Origin of the sequence: Microbacterium xanthum, from assembly GCF_034531355.1 — a bacterium.
Taxonomy (GTDB): Bacteria; Actinomycetota; Actinomycetes; order Actinomycetales; family Microbacteriaceae; genus Microbacterium; species Microbacterium xanthum.
On sequence record NZ_JAWHUE010000002.1, the window covers coordinates 24,563 to 41,671 of the forward strand.

14 protein-coding genes are annotated in these 17,109 nt (G+C 70.0%); 6 read left to right on the plus strand and 8 right to left on the minus strand.

The genetic code is table 11. The features are described from left to right. Window positions 1-1,500 (minus strand): molybdopterin-dependent oxidoreductase, encoded by a 1,500-nt coding sequence (locus RZO50_RS05835; protein WP_322599558.1) that lies wholly within the window; start codon window positions 1,498-1,500, stop codon window positions 1-3. Between the two features lie 217 nt (window positions 1,501-1,717). Between RZO50_RS05835 and RZO50_RS05840 the strand changes: the two genes are divergently transcribed. From RZO50_RS05840 to RZO50_RS05855, 4 genes are all read left to right on the plus strand, one after another. Continuing rightward, window positions 1,718-3,397, plus strand: a complete 1,680-nt coding sequence (locus RZO50_RS05840; RefSeq protein ID WP_322598785.1) for a circularly permuted type 2 ATP-grasp protein — start codon at window positions 1,718-1,720, stop codon at window positions 3,395-3,397. Window positions 3,398-3,532: 135 nt separating this feature from the next. Beyond that, window positions 3,533-4,465, plus strand: a complete 933-nt coding sequence (locus tag RZO50_RS05845; RefSeq protein WP_322598786.1) for an alpha-E domain-containing protein — start codon at window positions 3,533-3,535, stop codon at window positions 4,463-4,465. A 46-nt stretch (window positions 4,466-4,511) separates the two neighbouring features. Then, window positions 4,512-5,357: a transglutaminase family protein gene (locus RZO50_RS05850; RefSeq protein ID WP_322598787.1), complete on the plus strand. Its 846-nt coding sequence runs from the start codon at window positions 4,512-4,514 to the stop codon at window positions 5,355-5,357. Window positions 5,358-5,546: 189 nt separating this feature from the next. Beyond that, window positions 5,547-5,915 carry a hypothetical protein gene (locus tag RZO50_RS05855; RefSeq protein ID WP_322598788.1) on the plus strand — a complete coding sequence of 123 codons (369 nt, stop codon included), beginning with the start codon at window positions 5,547-5,549 and terminating at the stop codon, window positions 5,913-5,915. Between the two features lie 163 nt (window positions 5,916-6,078). On the opposite strand, the gene RZO50_RS05860 is transcribed toward RZO50_RS05855, so the two are convergent. From RZO50_RS05860 to RZO50_RS05880, 5 genes are all read right to left on the minus strand, one after another. Continuing rightward, window positions 6,079-7,509: a rhamnulokinase gene (locus RZO50_RS05860; RefSeq protein WP_322598789.1), complete on the minus strand. Its 1,431-nt coding sequence runs from the start codon at window positions 7,507-7,509 to the stop codon at window positions 6,079-6,081. A 115-nt stretch (window positions 7,510-7,624) separates the two neighbouring features. After that, entirely contained in the window at window positions 7,625-9,661 is a 2,037-nt protein-coding gene (locus RZO50_RS05865; RefSeq protein ID WP_322598790.1) for a bifunctional aldolase/short-chain dehydrogenase, read from the minus strand. Between the two features lie 54 nt (window positions 9,662-9,715). Beyond that, a complete protein-coding gene (locus tag RZO50_RS05870; RefSeq protein ID WP_322598791.1) occupies window positions 9,716-10,624 on the minus strand; it encodes an alpha/beta hydrolase in 909 nt (302 codons plus the stop codon). Window positions 10,625-10,730: 106 nt separating this feature from the next. Then, window positions 10,731-11,897: an L-rhamnose isomerase gene (gene rhaI, locus RZO50_RS05875; protein ID WP_322598792.1), complete on the minus strand. Its 1,167-nt coding sequence runs from the start codon at window positions 11,895-11,897 to the stop codon at window positions 10,731-10,733. Continuing rightward, a complete protein-coding gene (locus RZO50_RS05880) occupies window positions 11,894-12,277 on the minus strand; it encodes an L-rhamnose mutarotase (protein ID WP_322598793.1) in 384 nt (127 codons plus the stop codon). The genes rhaI and RZO50_RS05880 overlap by 4 nt, the downstream gene beginning before the upstream one ends. 316 nt (window positions 12,278-12,593) lie before the next feature. Here RZO50_RS05880 and RZO50_RS05885 point away from each other — a divergent pair, with 316 nt between their 5' ends. Together RZO50_RS05885 and RZO50_RS05890 are read left to right on the plus strand one after the other, a co-directional pair. Continuing rightward, window positions 12,594-13,598, plus strand: coding sequence for a LacI family DNA-binding transcriptional regulator (locus RZO50_RS05885; protein WP_322598794.1), 1,005 nt, complete (start codon window positions 12,594-12,596; stop codon window positions 13,596-13,598). A 99-nt stretch (window positions 13,599-13,697) separates the two neighbouring features. After that, a complete protein-coding gene (locus tag RZO50_RS05890) occupies window positions 13,698-15,143 on the plus strand; it encodes an MFS transporter (protein WP_322598795.1) in 1,446 nt (481 codons plus the stop codon). Here the strand turns inward: RZO50_RS05890 and RZO50_RS05895 are convergent. Together RZO50_RS05895 and RZO50_RS05900 are read right to left on the minus strand one after the other, a co-directional pair. Continuing rightward, the gene (locus tag RZO50_RS05895; protein WP_322599559.1) at window positions 15,082-16,551 is read right to left on the minus strand and encodes an MFS transporter; all 1,470 of its coding nucleotides are present in this window, start codon (window positions 16,549-16,551) and stop codon (window positions 15,082-15,084) included. The genes RZO50_RS05890 and RZO50_RS05895 overlap by 62 nt on opposite strands. Before the next feature lie 2 nt (window positions 16,552-16,553). Beyond that, window positions 16,554-17,015, minus strand: coding sequence for a MarR family winged helix-turn-helix transcriptional regulator (locus tag RZO50_RS05900; RefSeq protein ID WP_322598796.1), 462 nt, complete (start codon window positions 17,013-17,015; stop codon window positions 16,554-16,556). Window positions 17,016-17,109 lie beyond the last annotated feature (94 nt).

The window sequence follows — 17,109 nt, forward strand, 5'->3', positions numbered from 1 at the left end:
CTACGAGGCCACCGTCACGCGCACCTCGTGCCAGCCGGTGGCACCGTCGGGGGCCGGTGGCGCCGTGTCGGAGGTCTGCGTCTCGCCGTCGGTGCTGATGGCGCGGCACCTCAGGGTGTGCTCGCCCGGCTCGGCCGTCCACGGCAGGCTCCACTGCACCCAGGTGTCGTCCGAGATCGCCGTGGCGAGCGTCGCCGACTGCCAATCGCCGCCGTCGATCTGCACCTCAACGCCCTCGACGCCGGTGTGCGGCTGCCACGCCATGCCGGCGATCACCGTCTCGCCGGCGGCGACCTGCCGTCCGCGCCGCGGGACGTCGATGCGTGATTGCAGTTTGATCGGACCCCGCGCGGACCAGCCGCGGTCCGTCCAGTACGCCCGCGCCTGATCGAACCGGGTGACCTCGAGGTCCACGACCCATTTGGTCGCCGAGACGTACCCGTACAGACCGGGGACGACCATCCGCACCGGGAAGCCGTGCTCGGGCGGGAGCGGCTCGTCGTTCATGGCGATCGCGAGGATGGCGTCGCGATCATCGGTGAGGGCTTCGAGCGGGGTTCCCGCCGTGAACCCGTCGGAGGAGCGGGAGAGCACCATGTCGGCATCCGCCGTCGGCTTCGCCCGGGCCAGGAGGTCGCGGATCGGGTAGCCGAGCCAGCGCGCATTGCCGATGAGCGAGCCGCCGACGTCGTTCGACACGCACGACAGGGTCACCGTCGTCTCCCGGAGGGGGAGCGCGAGCAGCTCGTCCCACGTGAGCACGACCTCCTCCTCGACCATCCCGTGGATGCGCAGCGACCAGTCGGCCGGGTCGATCGAGGGGACCACCAGCGCCGTGTCGATGCGGTAGAAGTCCGCGTTCGGGGTGACCACGGGCGCAAGCCCGTCGATGCCGAGCTCCGCCCCGGCCGGGACCGGCGGAGCGGTCGCCGCCGGTGACGGCAGGACGAGGGCATCGCGCACCGTCGTGATCGCGCGGGACCCCGCGCGGGCCGCATTCGCCGCGACGACCGCGATGGCCCCGCCGACGGCGGCGACGGCGGTCCACGCGAAGAACGCGCGCCGGTTCGGCAGGTCGGAGGCTTCGGTGCCGGCGCGAGGCGGGCGCGGACGCAGCATCCCGACCAGGAAGTGGATGGCGCCGCCAGCGACGGCACCCGCCACGATCCCCGGCAGGAAGGGCAGCGGATCGCCCGTCTCGCGCAGGAGCGCCACGACGGCGGCGACGGCGCCGAAAGCCACGGCGACCACCGCGCCCGACGGAGGACGGCGGAATTCGGCCCACCCCGCCCACGCCGCCACGAGCGCCAGGACGACGGCGATGAGGACGGTGAGGGCGATCTTGTCGGCGGTGCCGAACCACTCGATCATGAGGTCTTTGACCCACGTGGGCGCGGCGTCGATCAGAGCGCCGCCGATCACCGCGAAGGGACTCGACGACGGCGCCGCGAGCGCCGCGGTCAGCTCGCCGGCGCCCGCCCCGGCGACCGCCGCGGCCATACCGGCCAGGGCGGCGGCCCCGCCCGCGCCGCGCGTGGGTGTCGCATCGGTCGTCACCCGTTCAGGCTACGCCGGGGCGGTCGGACACGGTCCGGAGAGGTGGTGACGATCCGATGACGGAGCTGCGGCGCGCGTGCGCGCGTGGGGAGGAACGCGTCACCGCGTCAACCCCCGGCGGGAAACAACACGGCGACACGCTGCGGGCTAGTGTGAACCCATGGGAGATCTCTTCGACGGGTACGGGTCCACCCAGACACCCCGGCGGACGCCCTCCGGAGTGCCGGCGTTCGACGAGATGTTCGGCGACGTGACCACCTCGGGAGCACCCTCGCAGTCACGCGAGGCCTACCGCGAACTGCACCACGCGCTCGCCCAGATGACACAGGAGGAGTTGCGGGGCCGCACCGAGTCGCTGGCCACCTCCTACCTCGCGCAGGGCGTCACCTTCGACTTCGCCGGTGAGGAGCGCCCGTTCCCGTTGGACGCGGTGCCCCGCGTCATCGACTACGACGAGTGGTCGACCACCGAGGCCGGCATCAAGCAGCGCGTGCGCGCGCTCGAGGCGTTCCTCGACGACGCGTATGGCCACCAGCACTGCGTCCGCGACGGGGTGCTGCCGGCCGGGCTGATCGCCTCATCGCAGTACTTCTACCGCCAAGCCGCGGGCATCCACTCGGCCAACGGCGTGCGCATCCAGGTGTCGGGCATCGACCTCATCCGCGATGAGCACGGCGAGATGCGGGTGCTCGAAGACAACGTGCGCGTGCCCTCGGGCGTCAGCTACGTCATCTCGAATCGTCGGGTGATGGCGCAGACGCTTCCCGAGCTGTTCGTCTCGATGCGGGTTCGTCCGGTCGGGGACTACCCCAACAAGCTCCTCGCAGCGCTGCGGGCGTCCGCGCCGCCCGGCGTCGAGGAGCCGAACGTCGTCGTGCTCACCCCGGGCGTGTACAACTCGGCCTACTTCGAGCACACCCTGCTGGCGCGCCTGATGGGCGTGGAGCTGGTCGAAGGCCGCGACCTGCTGTGCATGGGTGGCAAGGTCTTCATGCGCACCACTCGCGGACCCAAGCGCGTCGACGTCATCTATCGCCGGGTCGACGACGACTTCCTCGACCCGCTGCAGTTCCGCGCCGACTCCATGCTCGGCGCGCCCGGGCTCATGCTGGCCGCGCGTCTGGGTAACGTCACGATCGCCAATGCGGTGGGAAACGGCGTCGCCGACGACAAGCTGCTGTACACGTACGTGCCCGATCTGGTGCGGTACTACCTCGCCGAGGAGCCCATCCTCAAGAACGTCGACACGTGGAGGCTCGAGGAACCCGAGGCGCTCGAGGAAGTGCTCGACCGACTGGACGAGCTCGTGGTCAAGCCCGTCGACGGATCCGGCGGGAAGGGCCTCGTCGTCGGGCCCGACGCGTCGCCGCCCGAACTCGACGCGCTGCGAAAGCGCCTTCAAGCCGACCCGCGCGGCTGGATCGCGCAGCCGGTGGTCATGCTCTCGACCATCCCGACGCTGGTCGAAGACGGGATGCGCCCGCGGCACGCCGACCTGCGGCCGTTCGCGGTCAACGACGGCGAGGACATCTGGGTGCTCCCGGGCGGCCTCACCCGCGTCGCTCTCCCGGAAGGGCAACTGGTCGTCAACTCCAGCCAGGGTGGCGGATCGAAGGACACCTGGGTCGTCGGGGGGTCCGCGCCGGCCCACGTCGAGTACGGGCAGGGCAGCGGGATGGCGGGCCTGGTCGCCGACCAAGCCGCGGTCACGCAGTCGATCCCCATCATCTACGAGGACCACGACGAGCCCGACACCGCCCCGCAGGACCGACCGCGCTCGCGCACGGAGCAGGCGGAACAGCAACAGCAGGTCCGCGGGGGAGGTGACGACTCATGCTGAGTCGCATCGCCGCCCTTCGATACGACGACGGTGTCGTCTACTCAGGAACCGGAGGTGACGACTCATGCTGAGTCGCATTGCCGCCCTTCGATACGACGACGGTGTCGTCTACTCAGGAACCGGAGGTGACGACTCATGCTGAGTCGCATCGCAGAGAGCCTGTTCTGGATCGGGCGGTACATCGAGCGCAGCGACGGGACGGCGCGCATCCTCGAAGTGCACCTGCAGCTGCTTCTCGAAGACCCCTGGATCGACGAGGACACCGCCTGCCGGTCGCTGCTGAACGTCATGGGGTCGCTGCCCGCCGACACGACGACGCCCGTCAGCCGCGACGACGTGCTGCAGCGCCTCGCCATCGACCGGATGAACCCGGCGTCGGTGGCCTACTCGCTCGGCGCGGCGCGCGAGAACGCCCGCCGTGCGCGCGAGATCGTCTCCAGCGAACTGTGGGAGACGCTCAACATGACCAACTCGCGAATGCCGCGGCGCCTGCAGACCGACAAGGCGCACGACTTCTTCCAATGGGTGCGCGAGCGGGCGTCCCTGGCCGTCGGCAGCGTCGACTCGTCGACGAGCCGCGACGAGGCATGGCAGTTCTTCACCCTGGGGCGCAGCATCGAGCGCACCGACATGACCGCGCGTATGCTCGCGACACGGTCGCTGACCGAAGCGTCCGGTCCGTCGTGGACGACGATCCTGCGCTCGTGCGGTGCCTACGAGGCATACCTGCGGACCTACCGGGGCATGCCCAGCGCAAGCAATGCCGCGGAATTCCTGCTGCTGGACCGGCTGTTCCCACGCTCGATCATCTTCTCGATCCAGCAGGCGGAGGAGTGCATGAGCGCGATCGACCCGCGGGCCGACCGGGTCGGGCACTCCAACCCCGTGCTGCGGGCGCTCGGTCGCATCCGCAACGATCTCGAGTATCGGCCGATCAGCGAGATCATCAGCGAGCTGCCGTTGCACATGGACCGTGTGCAGCGGGTCACTCGCGAGGCGTCGGAGGCGATCCGCGGACGCTTCTTCCCGACCCACGCCGAGCCGAGCTGGATCGGAGAGACCTCATGATGCGTCGACACGCTCAGCGATCAGTGCGACAGGGACGGGGACGGTCATGAAGCGACTCCGCATCGAACACGAGACCGGATTCTCCTACCCGGGCGACGTCTCGGCGTCGTACAACGAGGCGCGCATGCTGCCCGGGTCCACCGACAGTCAGTTCGTGCTGAGCAGCTCGCTGGACATCGACCCGTCCACGGCGGTCAGCCAGTACGTCGACTACTTCGGCACCCGCGTGGCGGCGTTCGACGTGCTCTCCCCGCACGGGGCCCTGACGATCACCGCGCGCTCGCTCGTGGAGGTCCGCGAGCGCCCGATCGAGCATCCCGACATGACGTGGGATGATCTCCGGCGCGCGACCAGCCGATCCATCGAGACGGTCGAGCAGCTCACCCAGACCCGGCGCACGGCGCCCCACCCCGAGGTCGCGTCCTTGGCGAAGGGGATCGCCGAGCAGCACGAGAACCCCAGCGAGGCCGCGCACGCGATCGCGGTTGCCGTCGGCGACGCCGTCGAGTACATGAGCGGGATCACCAGCGTGCTCTCGACCGCCGGCGAAGCATGGGAGGCCCGCAAGGGGGTGTGCCAGGACATCGCGCACATCACCCTCGGCGCGCTGCGCTCGGTCGGGATTCCCGCACGGTACGTGTCGGGATACCTGCACCCCCGCCCGAACGCCGATGTGGGCGAGCCGGTGACCGGCGAGTCCCACGCCTGGGTCGAGTGGTATGCCGATGACTGGGTGGGTTTCGACCCGACCAACAACATCGAGATCGGCGACCGCCACGTGCTCGTCGGACGCGGACGCGACTACAACGACGTGCCCCCGCTGCGCGGTGTGTACGCCGGTCCGTTCAAGAGCCAGCTGCACGTGAAAGTGACCATCACGCGCGAGTCCTGACCGCTCGTCGTGCTCGCGCGCGGCCCTGTGTGCGCCGCGCTGCGTCGGAGAATGCGGCCGATGTCGGAGGATTCGATCCGGATCGTCCGACATCGGGTCGATCCTCCGACATCCGGGAGAAGTGACGAGGCGGTGACAGCTGAGCCGGAACCGGCCGGGGTGGTCCGATTCCGCGTGAAGATCGGGATTGTGAACCAGTCAGTGCGGGGATTCGTCGGCGTCTACAGGGCCGATGGTGGACCGATCGGCGAGCTACGGTACGTCATCGGGCACATGCTCGGCACGGCGCAGTGTTCGTTGTGCGACATCACCCACACCTGGCGGAGGAAGCCGGAGTGGGATGCGATGGTCGCGCGCCTGGGGGTGCCCTTCGAGTTGCGCCACTTGAACGAGATGGATGCGGACGTCGCCGCCGCGGTCGCCGAACACGGTGCGCCCGCGGTGTTCACCCGGACCGACGCCGGTCTCGTGCTGCTCCTGGACGCCGCCGAGCTCGACGCGGTCGGTGGCTCGGTCGCCGACTTCGAGCGCGCCGTGCGCGCCACGCATCCGGCCTGAACCCGGACCACCCGACCCGGTCATCGCCGCCGGCGCCTCGATGTCGGAGAATCCGCGCGATGTCGGAGGATGCCGGCCCGATGCTCCGAGATCGGGCCCATTCTCCGACCGCCGCGCCCCGATGGGAGCGCGGCGGTCGGAGCGGACCGCGAGGGGGATGCGGTCAGGGCTGCGGCGTGAAGCGGCGCGGTGGGTAGGCGGACGCCACGAGGGTGCGAAGGCGCTCGAGCGACGCATCCGTGCCGAACCAGCCCTGTGCGCGGGCCTGGACCAGCACGTTGCCGATCGCCGTTGCTTCGACGGGGCCGGCCAGCACCGGAAGGCCGGACCGGTCGGCGGTGCGCTGGCACAGCAGCCGATTGAGGGATCCGCCGCCGACCACATGGATCGTTTCGAGCCGGCGTCCCGCGAGGTCCGCGGCGTCGCGGACAGCGCCGGCGAAGGCCTCGGCGAGGCTCTCCACGATCGCGCGGGTGAAGGATGCGCGGGTCGAGGGCACCGGGAGGTCGTGCTCGCGGTACCACGCGGCGATGCGGGCGGGAAGATCCCCCGGCGCCATGAAGCGGGGGTCGTTCGCGTCGAAGACCGCGACCGCCGTGGCGGGGATCTCCGTCGCATCCGCCAGCAGTGTCGGCAGGTCGATCGCCTCGCCCGTCTCGCGCTCCCACTGGCGCACCGATTCGCTCAGCAGCCACAGGCCCATGACGTTGTGGAGGAAACGCACGCGTCCGTCGACGCCGCCCTCGTTGGTGAAGTTCGCCTCGCGGGCCGCATCCGAGGTGACGGCGTGCTCGAGCTCGAGGCCCACCAGCCCCCACGTGCCGCACGAGATGTAGGCGGCGGTGGTCGGATCGGTCATGGGAACGGCGACGACCGCCGACGCGGTGTCGTGCGACCCGACGGCGACGACCTCGAGCGACGCGCCGATCTCGGCGGCCATGTCGCGGCGCAGCGTGCCGAGCGAGGCGCCCGGGTCCACGAGGTCTCCGAACAGCGCCCGGTCGTACCCGAGGCTGTCCATGAGCTCGGTGTCCCATTCGCCGTCGTCGACGCGGAGCAGACCGGTCGTGGAGGCGTTCGTACGCTCCGCGGCGCGCACACCCGTCAGCTGGAACGCCAGTGCATCCGGCACGAGCAGCAGCGCATCCGCCAGGGTCAGCGCATCACCCTCGGCGGCGAGCTGATACAGCGTGTTGAACGGCAGGAACTGCAGCCCGTTGCGTCGGTACAGCTCGGCGAACGAGGCCGTGCCGTGCACCGCCTCCACCCCGCGCTCGGTGCGCTCGTCGCGGTAGTGGAACGGCTCACCCAGCATCCGGTCGCCGCGGAAGAGTGCGTAGTCGACCGCCCACGAGTCGATCCCGACGCTCGCGATGCCCGGCTCGGTGCGCACCGCGTCAGCCAGGCCCCGCAGCGCGTGGGCATGCAGCGCGGTGAGGTCCCAGTGCAGACCGGACGCGAGACGTACGCCGCCGTTTGGGAAGCGCGCGACCTGCTCGAGCGCGAGCGTCCCGGCGGACGCATCCACCCGGCCGATCATGACGCGCCCGCTCGTGGCGCCCAGGTCGACCGCGGCGACGGCCCCGCCGATCATGCCGTCGATCCTCGCGTCGCCGAACCGGCCCGTTCGCGCCGAGCCTGCCCCATCTTGGACGCCAGAACAGGGGTGGTTCGGCGGCAACGGGGTGGCTCGGCCATGCGGCGGGCCGTCATCGCAGGAACGCGGCGGCGACGCCGGAGTCGACGGGGATGTGCAGGCCGGTCGTGCGGCTGAGCTCCGGGCCGGTCAGGACGAACACCGCGTCGGCGACGTTCTCGGGGACGACCTCGCGCTTGAGGATCGTGCGGTTGGCGTAGAACTGGCCGAGGTCCTCTTCCTTCACACCGTAGGTGGCGGCGCGGTTGGCGCCCCAGCCGGCGGCGAAGATGCCCGAGCCGCGCACGACGCCGTCCGGGTTGATGCCGTTCACGCGCACGCCGTGCTCGCCGAGCTCGACCGCGAGCAGGCGCACCTGGTGGGCCTGATCGGCCTTGGTCGCCGAGTACGCGATGTTGTTCGGGCCGGCGAAGACGGAGTTCTTCGACGAGATGTAGATGATGTCGCCGCCGAGCTTCTGGTCGATGAGGATCTTCGCGGCCGCCTTGGAGACCAGGAACGAGCCCTTCGCCATGACGTCGTGCTGCAGGTCCCAATCCTTCTCGGTGGTCTCCAGCAGCGGCTTCGACAGCGACAGCCCCGCGTTGTTGACGACGAGGTCCACGCCGCCGAAGGCGAGGACGGCCTCATCGAACGCGGCCTGGATGGCATCGCCGTCGGCGACGTTGGCGGCCACGCCGATCGCGACATCGGTGCCACCGAGCTCCGCCGCGGCAGCCTGGGCCTTCTCGAGGTCGAGGTCGGCGACGATCACGCACGCCCCCTCCGCGGCGAGTCGGGTCGCGATGGCCTTGCCGATGCCGGACGCGGCGCCGGTGACGAAGGCGACGCGTCCCTGGTGCGTCTTGGGCTTGGGCATCCGCTGCAGCTTGGCCTCTTCGAGAGCCCAGTACTCGATGCGGAACTTCTCCGCATCCGAGATCGGACGGTAGGTCGAAAGGGCCTCGGCGCCGCGCATGACGTTGATGGCGTTGATGTAGAACTCGCCCGCCACGCGCGCGGTCTGCTTGTTCGCGCCGAAGGAGAACATCCCCACGCCGGGGACCAGCACGATCAGCGGGTCGGCGCCGCGGATCGCGGGGCTGTTCTCGTCGGCATGGGCCTCGTAGTACGCGGTGTAGTCGGCGCGGTAGGCCTCGTGCAGCTCCTGCAGGCGCGCGATCGCGTCTTCGGACGAGGCATCAGCGGGCAGGTCGAGGATCATCGGCTTGACCTTGGTGCGCAGGAAGTGGTCGGGGCAGCTCGTGCCCAGTTCCGCCAGCGCGGGCGCCTTCTCGGACGCCACGAACTCCAGCACCACGTCGGCGTCGGTGAAGTGACCGACCATCGGCTTGTCGTGCGAGGCGATGCCGCGGATGGTCGGTGCCAGGGCTGCGGCCTTGGCGCGTCGCTCGGCCTCGGGCAGGGCGCCGAAGCCCGCGCGCTCGGCGCCGAAGGGGGCCTGCGCCCCGTGCTCGGCGATGTAGGCCGCGGCGGTGTCGATGATCCACAGCGAGTTCTTCTCGGACTCCTCGGAGGTGTCGCCCCACGCGGTGATGCCGTGACCGCCGAGGATGCACCCGACCGCCTGCGGGTTCTTCGCCTTGATCGCGGCGATGTCCAGACCCAGCTGGAACCCGGGGCGGCGCCATGGCACCCACACGACCTTGTCGCCGAAGATGGTCTGCGTCAACGCCTCGCCGTCGGCGGCGGTGGCGATCGCGATCCCCGAGTCGGGGTGGAGGTGATCGACGTGCGCCGCATCGACCAGGCCGTGCATCGCCGTGTCGATGGACGGGGCCGCCCCGCCCTTGCCGTGCAGGCAGTAGTCGAACGCGGCGACCATCTCGTCCTCGCGGTCGATGCCGGGATAGACGTTCACCAGCGACCGCATCCGGTCCAGACGCAGCACCGCCAGGCCCTTCTCCTGCAGCGTTCCCAGGTCACCGCCCGACCCCTTCACCCACATCAGTTCGACCGGCTCGCCCGTGACCGGGTCGATGTCGGTGCCCTTCGCGGAGGTGTTCCCCCCGGCGTAGTTGGTGTTCTTCGGGTCTGAGCCGAGGCTGTTGGAGCGGGCGATCAGGTCGGCCGCGGCGGGGTTCGTCATGACGGGTCCTTCGTGGGATCGTTCGACTGCGCTTGCGCAGTCACCAATGGCGGGTCAAGGAGTAGTCGGATCCGCAGAGTGTGGCTGCGGAGCGGGATGGGGTGTGGTGGGAGCGGTCAGGGAGAGGATGCGCGCGGCGAAGCGGTCGATCGACGGCTGGGCGGCGCCTTCCTCGGGGCGGTTGAGGTGGCCGTGCTGGGTGCCCGGCTCGGTGGAGCAGTCGATGTCGACGTGGGCGGCGCGCAGGGTCTGTGCGAAGGCCTCACCGGAGACGCGCAGCTCGTCGACGTCGTCGTTGATCATGATCGTGGGCGGGAATCCGGCGAGCTCCGACGCCGAGGCGAGCCCCGGCGCGGCGTAGATGTCGGCGGTCGAGACAGGACCTCCCAGGTAGTTCTCGTACATGCCGCGCACCACGTCGGGGCCGAACCGGTCGGCGCCGGGCGTGGTGTCCAGCGCGGCGCGCAGCCGGGCGTCCGGTTCGGGCTGGACGGGGTGCAATGTGGGGTAGGCGAGCACGAGCAGCGGCGCGATGTCGTCGCCCGCGTGCAGGGATGCGAGCGTCGCGCCGGTCGCCAGGTTCGCTCCCGCACTCGCGCCGCCCAGCGCCCACGGTCCGTCCGCGAGTTCGGATGCGCTCGCCCAGGCGTAGGCCCAGGCAATCTCCTCACGCGCGACCGGGTGGTGCACGCCGTCGATGCGCTCGGGTTCCCCTGCCCGTGCCGCCCACTCGGCGGGCAGGGGCGCGAGCCGGTAGTCGACCGAGACGACGACGATGCCTTTCGCCGCGAATGCACGCGCGACCCAGTCACCCTCGGGCATGTCGATGTCGCCTCGGGCGAAGCCACCGCCGTGGGCCCATACCAGGCCGGGGCCGGTCGGGGCGGCGGGTGCGTACACACGCACGCGGAGCGCGCCGTGAGGCCCGTCGAGCACCCGGTCGGTGATGGTGAGGTCGGTCATGTCGAGGTCCCTTCGTCGTACAGCAGACACCTGCCACCCTGCCGCACCCGCGACGCGGTCGCGCGCGGATGCGGCAGGGGGAGCGGATGTCGTTCGCACGATCGGGTCAGGCGCCCCACCCCGCCTGTGTGCCGCCGACGCGGTCGGCGACGATCTTCTGCTGGTAGCCGGAGGCGGCGTAGGCGGCCATGGGGTCGGCCGGCAGTCCACGCGACTCGCGCCACTCGGCGAGAGCCGGACGCACGTCGGTGTAGAAGGCATCCATGAACACGGCGTTCGCGGCGAGCACGTCGTTCGCCGCCTGCGCGGCGTCGAGGGCCTCCCGGTCGACCAGGAGGGCCCGCGCGGTCATCTCCTGGACGTTGAGCACCGAACGGATCTGGCCGGGGATCTTGTCCTCGATGTTGTGGCACTGGTCGAGCATGAAGGCCACGTCGGGGTTGTTCAGGCCCCCGCCGCGGATGACCTCGAACAGGATGCGGAACAGCTGGAAGGGGTCTGCGGCGCCCACGATGAGGTCGTCGTCGGCGTAGAAGCGCGAGTTGAAGTCGAACGAGCCGAGCTTGCCCAGGCGCAGCAGCTGCATCACGATGAATTCGATGTTCGTTCCCGGCGCGTGGTGGCCGGTGTCGAGGCAGACCATCGCCTTGTCGCCGAGCGTCGCGACCTGCGCGTAGGACGTTCCCCAGTCCGGGACATCGGTGTGGTAGAACGACGGCTCGAAGAACTTGTACTCCAGCACCAGACGCTGCTCGTCGCCGAGGCGCGCGTAGATCTGCTGGAGCGAGTCGTTCAAGCGGTCCTGGCGGGCCCGCATGTCCATCTGGCCGGGGTAGTTCGAGCCCTCCGCGAGCCAGATCTTCAGATCGCGCGACCCGGTCGCATCCATGATGTCGATGCACTCGAGGTGGTGGTCGATCGCCTTCTGGCGGATGCGGTCGTCGTGGTGGGTGAGGGCACCGAACTTGTAGTCCTCATCCTGGAAGGTGTTGGAGTTGATCGTGCCGAGGGCCACACCGAGGTCTTCGGCGTAGGCGCGCAGCGCGGCGTAGTCGTCGACCTTGTCCCACGGGATGTGCAGGGCGACCGAGGGCGCAAGCGCGGTGTGCTTGTTGACCTGTGCGGCGTCGGCGATCTTCTCGCGAGGGTCGCGCGGGGTCCCTTCGGTGGTCCACACGCGGAAGCGGGTGCCGGAGTTCCCGAACGCCCAGCTGGGCAGTTCGATCCCCTGGCCTTCGAGCTGGGTGAGGATGTCGTCGGACAGCGTCGTCATGATGCGGTGCCTTCTTCGGTCGGAGCGTCGCCGGTGGCGGCGAGCTGGTCGTGCAGGTTGAAGATCTCGGTGAGCGGGGTGGCGGCCTGGTCGGGGCGGCCGGCGAGGTCGGCGAAGAAGCGCCCCATCTCGGCCTCCCACCGGGCGGCGACCTCGGAGCCGGCGAGATAGGCCTGCGCGGCCTCGTCGTCGTCGGTCTCGTAGTAGCCCACGAGTCGGCCGCCCTCGGCGAGGAACAGCGAATAGTTGCGGCGACCCGCGGCGGCGATCTCGGCGAGCATCTCGGGCCAGACGGGCGTGTGGCGGGCGATGTACTCGTCGAGGAGCTCGGGCTTGATCTGCAGTTCGAAGCAGACCCGCGTCGGGGGGTGGCTCGTCATCGAGTGGGCTCCTCAAGGTGCTTTGTGAATCGATTCAACGATAAGCGAGGGCGCGAGTCTGCGCAAGTACCGGATCCATGTCCCACTTTCTGCCGCTGGCATGTCCCACTTTCTGTCGCTGTGAAGGCCCGCCGGGACAGAAAGTGGGACATGCCAGCCGAGGGGATGCGGAGACGGGCGGACACGCAGGGGTGGAGTGCCTGGGGCGCCGGGGTGCCTGGGGCGCGCCGGTGGAAGCGGCGGTATCGTGAGCATGACGTGGACACGGTCCGGCGGTGCGTGCGGGGTCGTCGTCCCGCGCATGATTCGGGGGACGATGAGCGTCAGCATCAAAGAGGTCGCGGCCGCGGCCGGGGTGTCGGTGGGAACGGTCTCGAATGTCTTGAATCGACCCGAGAAGGTCGCGGCCGGAACGGTCGAGCGCGTCACCGCGGCCATCGATTCGCTCGGGTTCGTGCGCAACGACGCGGCGCGACAGTTGCGCGCCGGCCGCAGCCGCAGCATCGGACTCGTCGTGCTGGATGCTGCGAACCCGTTCTTCGCCGACGTCGCCCGCGGCGCGGAAGACCGCGCGGCGGAAGCGGGCATGGTCGTGCTCCTCGGCAACAGCGACGAAGCGGGCGAACGTGAGGACGCCTACCTCGATCTCTTCCTCGAGCAGCGCGTGAACGGCGTCCTGATCACGCCGGCCGGCGACGACATCCCGAAACTCGAGCGACTACGGGCCGCCGGCGTCCCCGTCGTCCTCGTCGACCACGACGCGCGCGGGTCGGCTCTCGCCTCGGTCACGGTCGATGACATCGAGGGCGGGCACCTCGCCGTCGCTCACCTTCTCGCGCAGGGCCGCCGCCGTGTGGTCTTCGTCGGTGGGTCGCCGTCGATCCGTCAGGTCGCCGACCGGCTCGACGGCGCCCGTCGGGCGGTGCAAGAGGTCTCCGGTGCGACGCTGGAGACCCTCGAGGTCAGTGCTCTCACCGTCTTGCAGGGCCGCGCAGCCGGTGAACAGATCGTGGCGATGGACGCGGCGGACCGGCCGGATGCCGTCTTCGCCGCCAACGACCTGCTCGCGGTCGGTCTGCTGCAGGCGTTCGCGTTGATGTCGGACATCCGCGTCCCGCACGACATCGCCCTCATCGGATACGACGACATCGACTTCGCGTCGGCCACCGTCGTGCCGCTGAGTTCGATCCGGCAGCCCGCGTCGGCCATCGGGCGCACCGCGGTCGAGCTGCTCCTGCGCGAGATCGACGGCGCGGACGGCGGGGAGCGGACCATCCGCTACCGGCCAGAACTCGTCGTCCGTACGAGCTCGACCGTCTGACACCCGGTCGCCCGAGGGGCCCTGCGCGCACGCAGGGTTCACGCGGCATTCAGGTGTCGTATCCCCCCGCGGTCATCCCGCATCGGCAGGATGCGGGGCATGCGTGATCGAAAAGCCCTCCGCTTCCTCGACGGCCTGAGGTTCGGACCGATGCATCGGCGGGTGTGGTGGCTGTCGGCGATGGGCATCATGCTCGACGGCTTCGACTTCTTCATCATCGGGGTCGCCGTGCCGCTGATCGCGGTGCACTGGGGGATCACGCCGTTCGAGACCGGTCTGCTCACCAGTGCCGCGGTGCTGGGTGCGATCGTCGGCGCGGCGGTCATGGGGCCGCTCTCGGACCGGATCGGCCGCAAGCTCGCCTTCCGGATCGACCTCGGCATGTTCGTCGTCTTCGCGCTCGCGTCGGCGTTCGCCCCGGATATCTGGTGGCTCATCGCCTTCCGCTTCCTGCTCGGGGTCGGCATCGGCGCCGACTACCCCATCGCGGCCAGCTACGTCGCTGAGATCTCGCCGAACCGCCTGCGCCCCCGCCTGCTCATCGGCGCGTTCAGCTTCCAGGCGATCGGCCAGCTGCTCGGCGCCCTCGTCGGATTGGCCGTGCTGATGCTCGACCCCCATCCCGAAGCGTGGCGGTGGATGCTCGCGGTCGGTGTGGTTCCGGCCCTCATCATTGTCATCATGCGCCGGGGCGTTCCCGAGAGTCCCATCTGGCTCGCGTCGCAGGCCAAATACCTCGAGGCCGCCGCCGCCCTGTCGACGTTCGCCGGCCGGGTCGTCCAGGTGTCGGAGATCCACGACACCTCGCCCTCCGAGGGGCATGCGGTGCTGGTCGCCGCCACCGGCAAGGTGCCCACCGCCCGCCGGACATCGCTGTTCTCCGAGCGCTACCGGCGGGCGACCGTGCTGGCGGGCGCGCCCTGGTTCTTGATGGACATCGCCACCTACGGAGTCGGCGTCTTCACGCCGACGATCCTCGCGGCTCTCGCCCTCAGTTCGAGCGCGAACACGCAGTACATCGCGGACGACATCGTCGCCACCGAGGGTGCCGCCGTCCTCGACATCTTCCTCATCCTGGGTTTCGCCGCCGCGATCATCCTGGTGCGCAAGCTGGGTCTGGTGCTCATGCAGTCGGTCGGCTTCTTCGTCATGGCGGGCGCCCTGGTGGTCCTCGGAGCGACCGAGCTGATGGAGCAGTCCCCCATCCAGCTCGCGATCATCTTCCTCGCGTTCGCCGCCTTCAACCTCTTCATGAACGCCGGGCCGAACTCCACGACGTTCGCCATGCCCACGGCGGTCTTCCCCGCTGAGGTGCGCGGTGCGGGCGCGGGGTTCGCCGCCGCGGCAGGAAAGGCCGGCGCCGCGGTCGGCACCTTCTTCTTCCCGCAGCTTCAGGCGGAGATGGGGCTCTTCGCGACCCTGTCGATCATCGCCGCCGGCTGCGCGGTCGCCGGTGTGGTGACGATCGTGCTGCGGCGCCTGGTCACTCCGGCCGGGACGGGCCCGGATGCGCGGGACGACGTGGCGGCTGTTCCGGTCGGTTGATCGGGCGTCCGCGGCGCACCTCCCGCGTGGGCGGGGTGCCCCGGGCCGGACCGCGATCGGCAGCTTCGCCCGCCCGGCCGCCGCGCCGCGTGTCGTCGGCCAACGCGATCGGCGTCGTCTGCGCGATCTGGTCGCTGAATTCCTCGGGCGTCGCGCGGATCACGGTCACCGGGCGGGTCTCGTCGATCGTCAGGCGGAACCGTCGGCGCTCATGGCGATGCACGCGCCCGGACGACAGCAGCCACACCGCGCCGATCGCGAAGGCGACGACGCCCGCGCCCGCTCCCACCAAGATCCCGACGCGGGGCCCGAATGCGTCGACCACGGCGCCGACGATGGGGGCGCCGAAGGGCATCCCTCCCATGAGGACGGCCATGTACAGCGCCAGCACGCGGCCGCGCAGGGTCGGCTCGGTGGTGGTCTGCACGTACCCGTTCGCCGTGGTGAGCATGGTCACCATCGCGAACCCCACGAACATGAGCGTGATGGCGTACGCCCCGTACACGGGCATGTAGGCGCCGGCGGCGGCGGAGACGGCGAACAGTCCCACCCCGAAGAGGATCACCCGGAAGCGCGCACGGTCGCGCCGAGCGGCGAGCAGCGCGCCGGTGAGCGAGCCGACGGCGAGGATCGAGCTGAGGAAGCCGAAGCCGTCCGCCTCGTGGCCGAATTCGATGGCCATGGTCGAGGCGTAGATCGGGAAGTTCATGCCGAACGCGCCGATGAGGAAGACGATCACGAAGATGACGATGAGGTCGCTCCGGCGCGCGACGTATCGGAAGCCGTCGGCGAGGCGGGCCGATCCCTGCGCCTTCGCGCGGGGGACGAGCTCGGCGGGGCGGATGATCGCCAGGGCCGCGATCATGCCCACGAAGGTCAGGGCGTTGATGACGAACACCCACCCGGTGCCGACGGCGACGATCACGATGCCGGCCACGGCCGGCCCGATCATGCGCGCGGAGTTGAACGAGGCGGCGTTCAGTGCGATCGCGTTGGATGCGTTCTCGCGGGCGACGAGGTCGGAGACGAAGGCCTGACGCGCGGGGTTGTCGAAGGCCGCGACGATGCCCAGGACGAGGGCGAACCCGTACATCAGCATCAGGGACATCGCGCCGAACAGAATCAGCAGACCGATCGCCGCCCCCAGCAGCATCAGGGCGGCTTGCGTGACCATCAGCAGATGGCGGCGGTCGAAGCGGTCGGCCACCCAGCCGGTCACCCCGACCAGCAGCAGTGGCGGACCGAACTGCAGGGCCATGGTGATGCCCATCGCGCCCGCGTCGTTGTCGGTGAGGACGGTCAGCACGACCCAGCTGAGGGCCGTGGCCTGCATCCACTGGCCGATGTTCGAGACGAGCGCGCCGATGAACCACACGCGGTAGTTGAAGACCGAGAAGGAACGGAACATGCTCATCGGGCGGCCAGCTCCTTCATGATCTCGGATGCCGCCGCCAGGGTGCGGCGCTGATCGGGGGTGAGGGCGTCCAACCCCGCATCGAGCCACGCGTCGCGTCGTCGGACCGTCTCTTCGACGACGTCGAGGCCCTCATCGGTCAGGGAGATGTTCACCTTGCGACGGTCGGACTCATCGGCGGTGCGGGTGAGGAAGCCGAGCTCCTCGAGGCAGTTGACCGTGCGGTTCATCGACGGCGCCGTCACCCGCTCGCGCTCGGCCAGCTCGCCGAGGGTGTGCGGGCCGAAGACCTTGAGCGCGGCGAGGACGGCGAACTGGGCGTCGCTCATGGTGTCGATCGCCCGTTCGGCGCGCAGGCGGCGGGCGAGGCGAAAGGTGGCCATGCGGAAGTCGGCGGCGGAGATGTCGCGTTCGAGCTCGTCCGCGGGGATGTCTGAGGAGGAGTCTGAAGAGCTCATGCGATTACTTAGCATAGCTCATTAGTTCTGCTAAGTAAATGCGAGCGAGAGGGCGGAGCGGAGAGCATCCGGCCGAATTCGCTACGGCAGACCG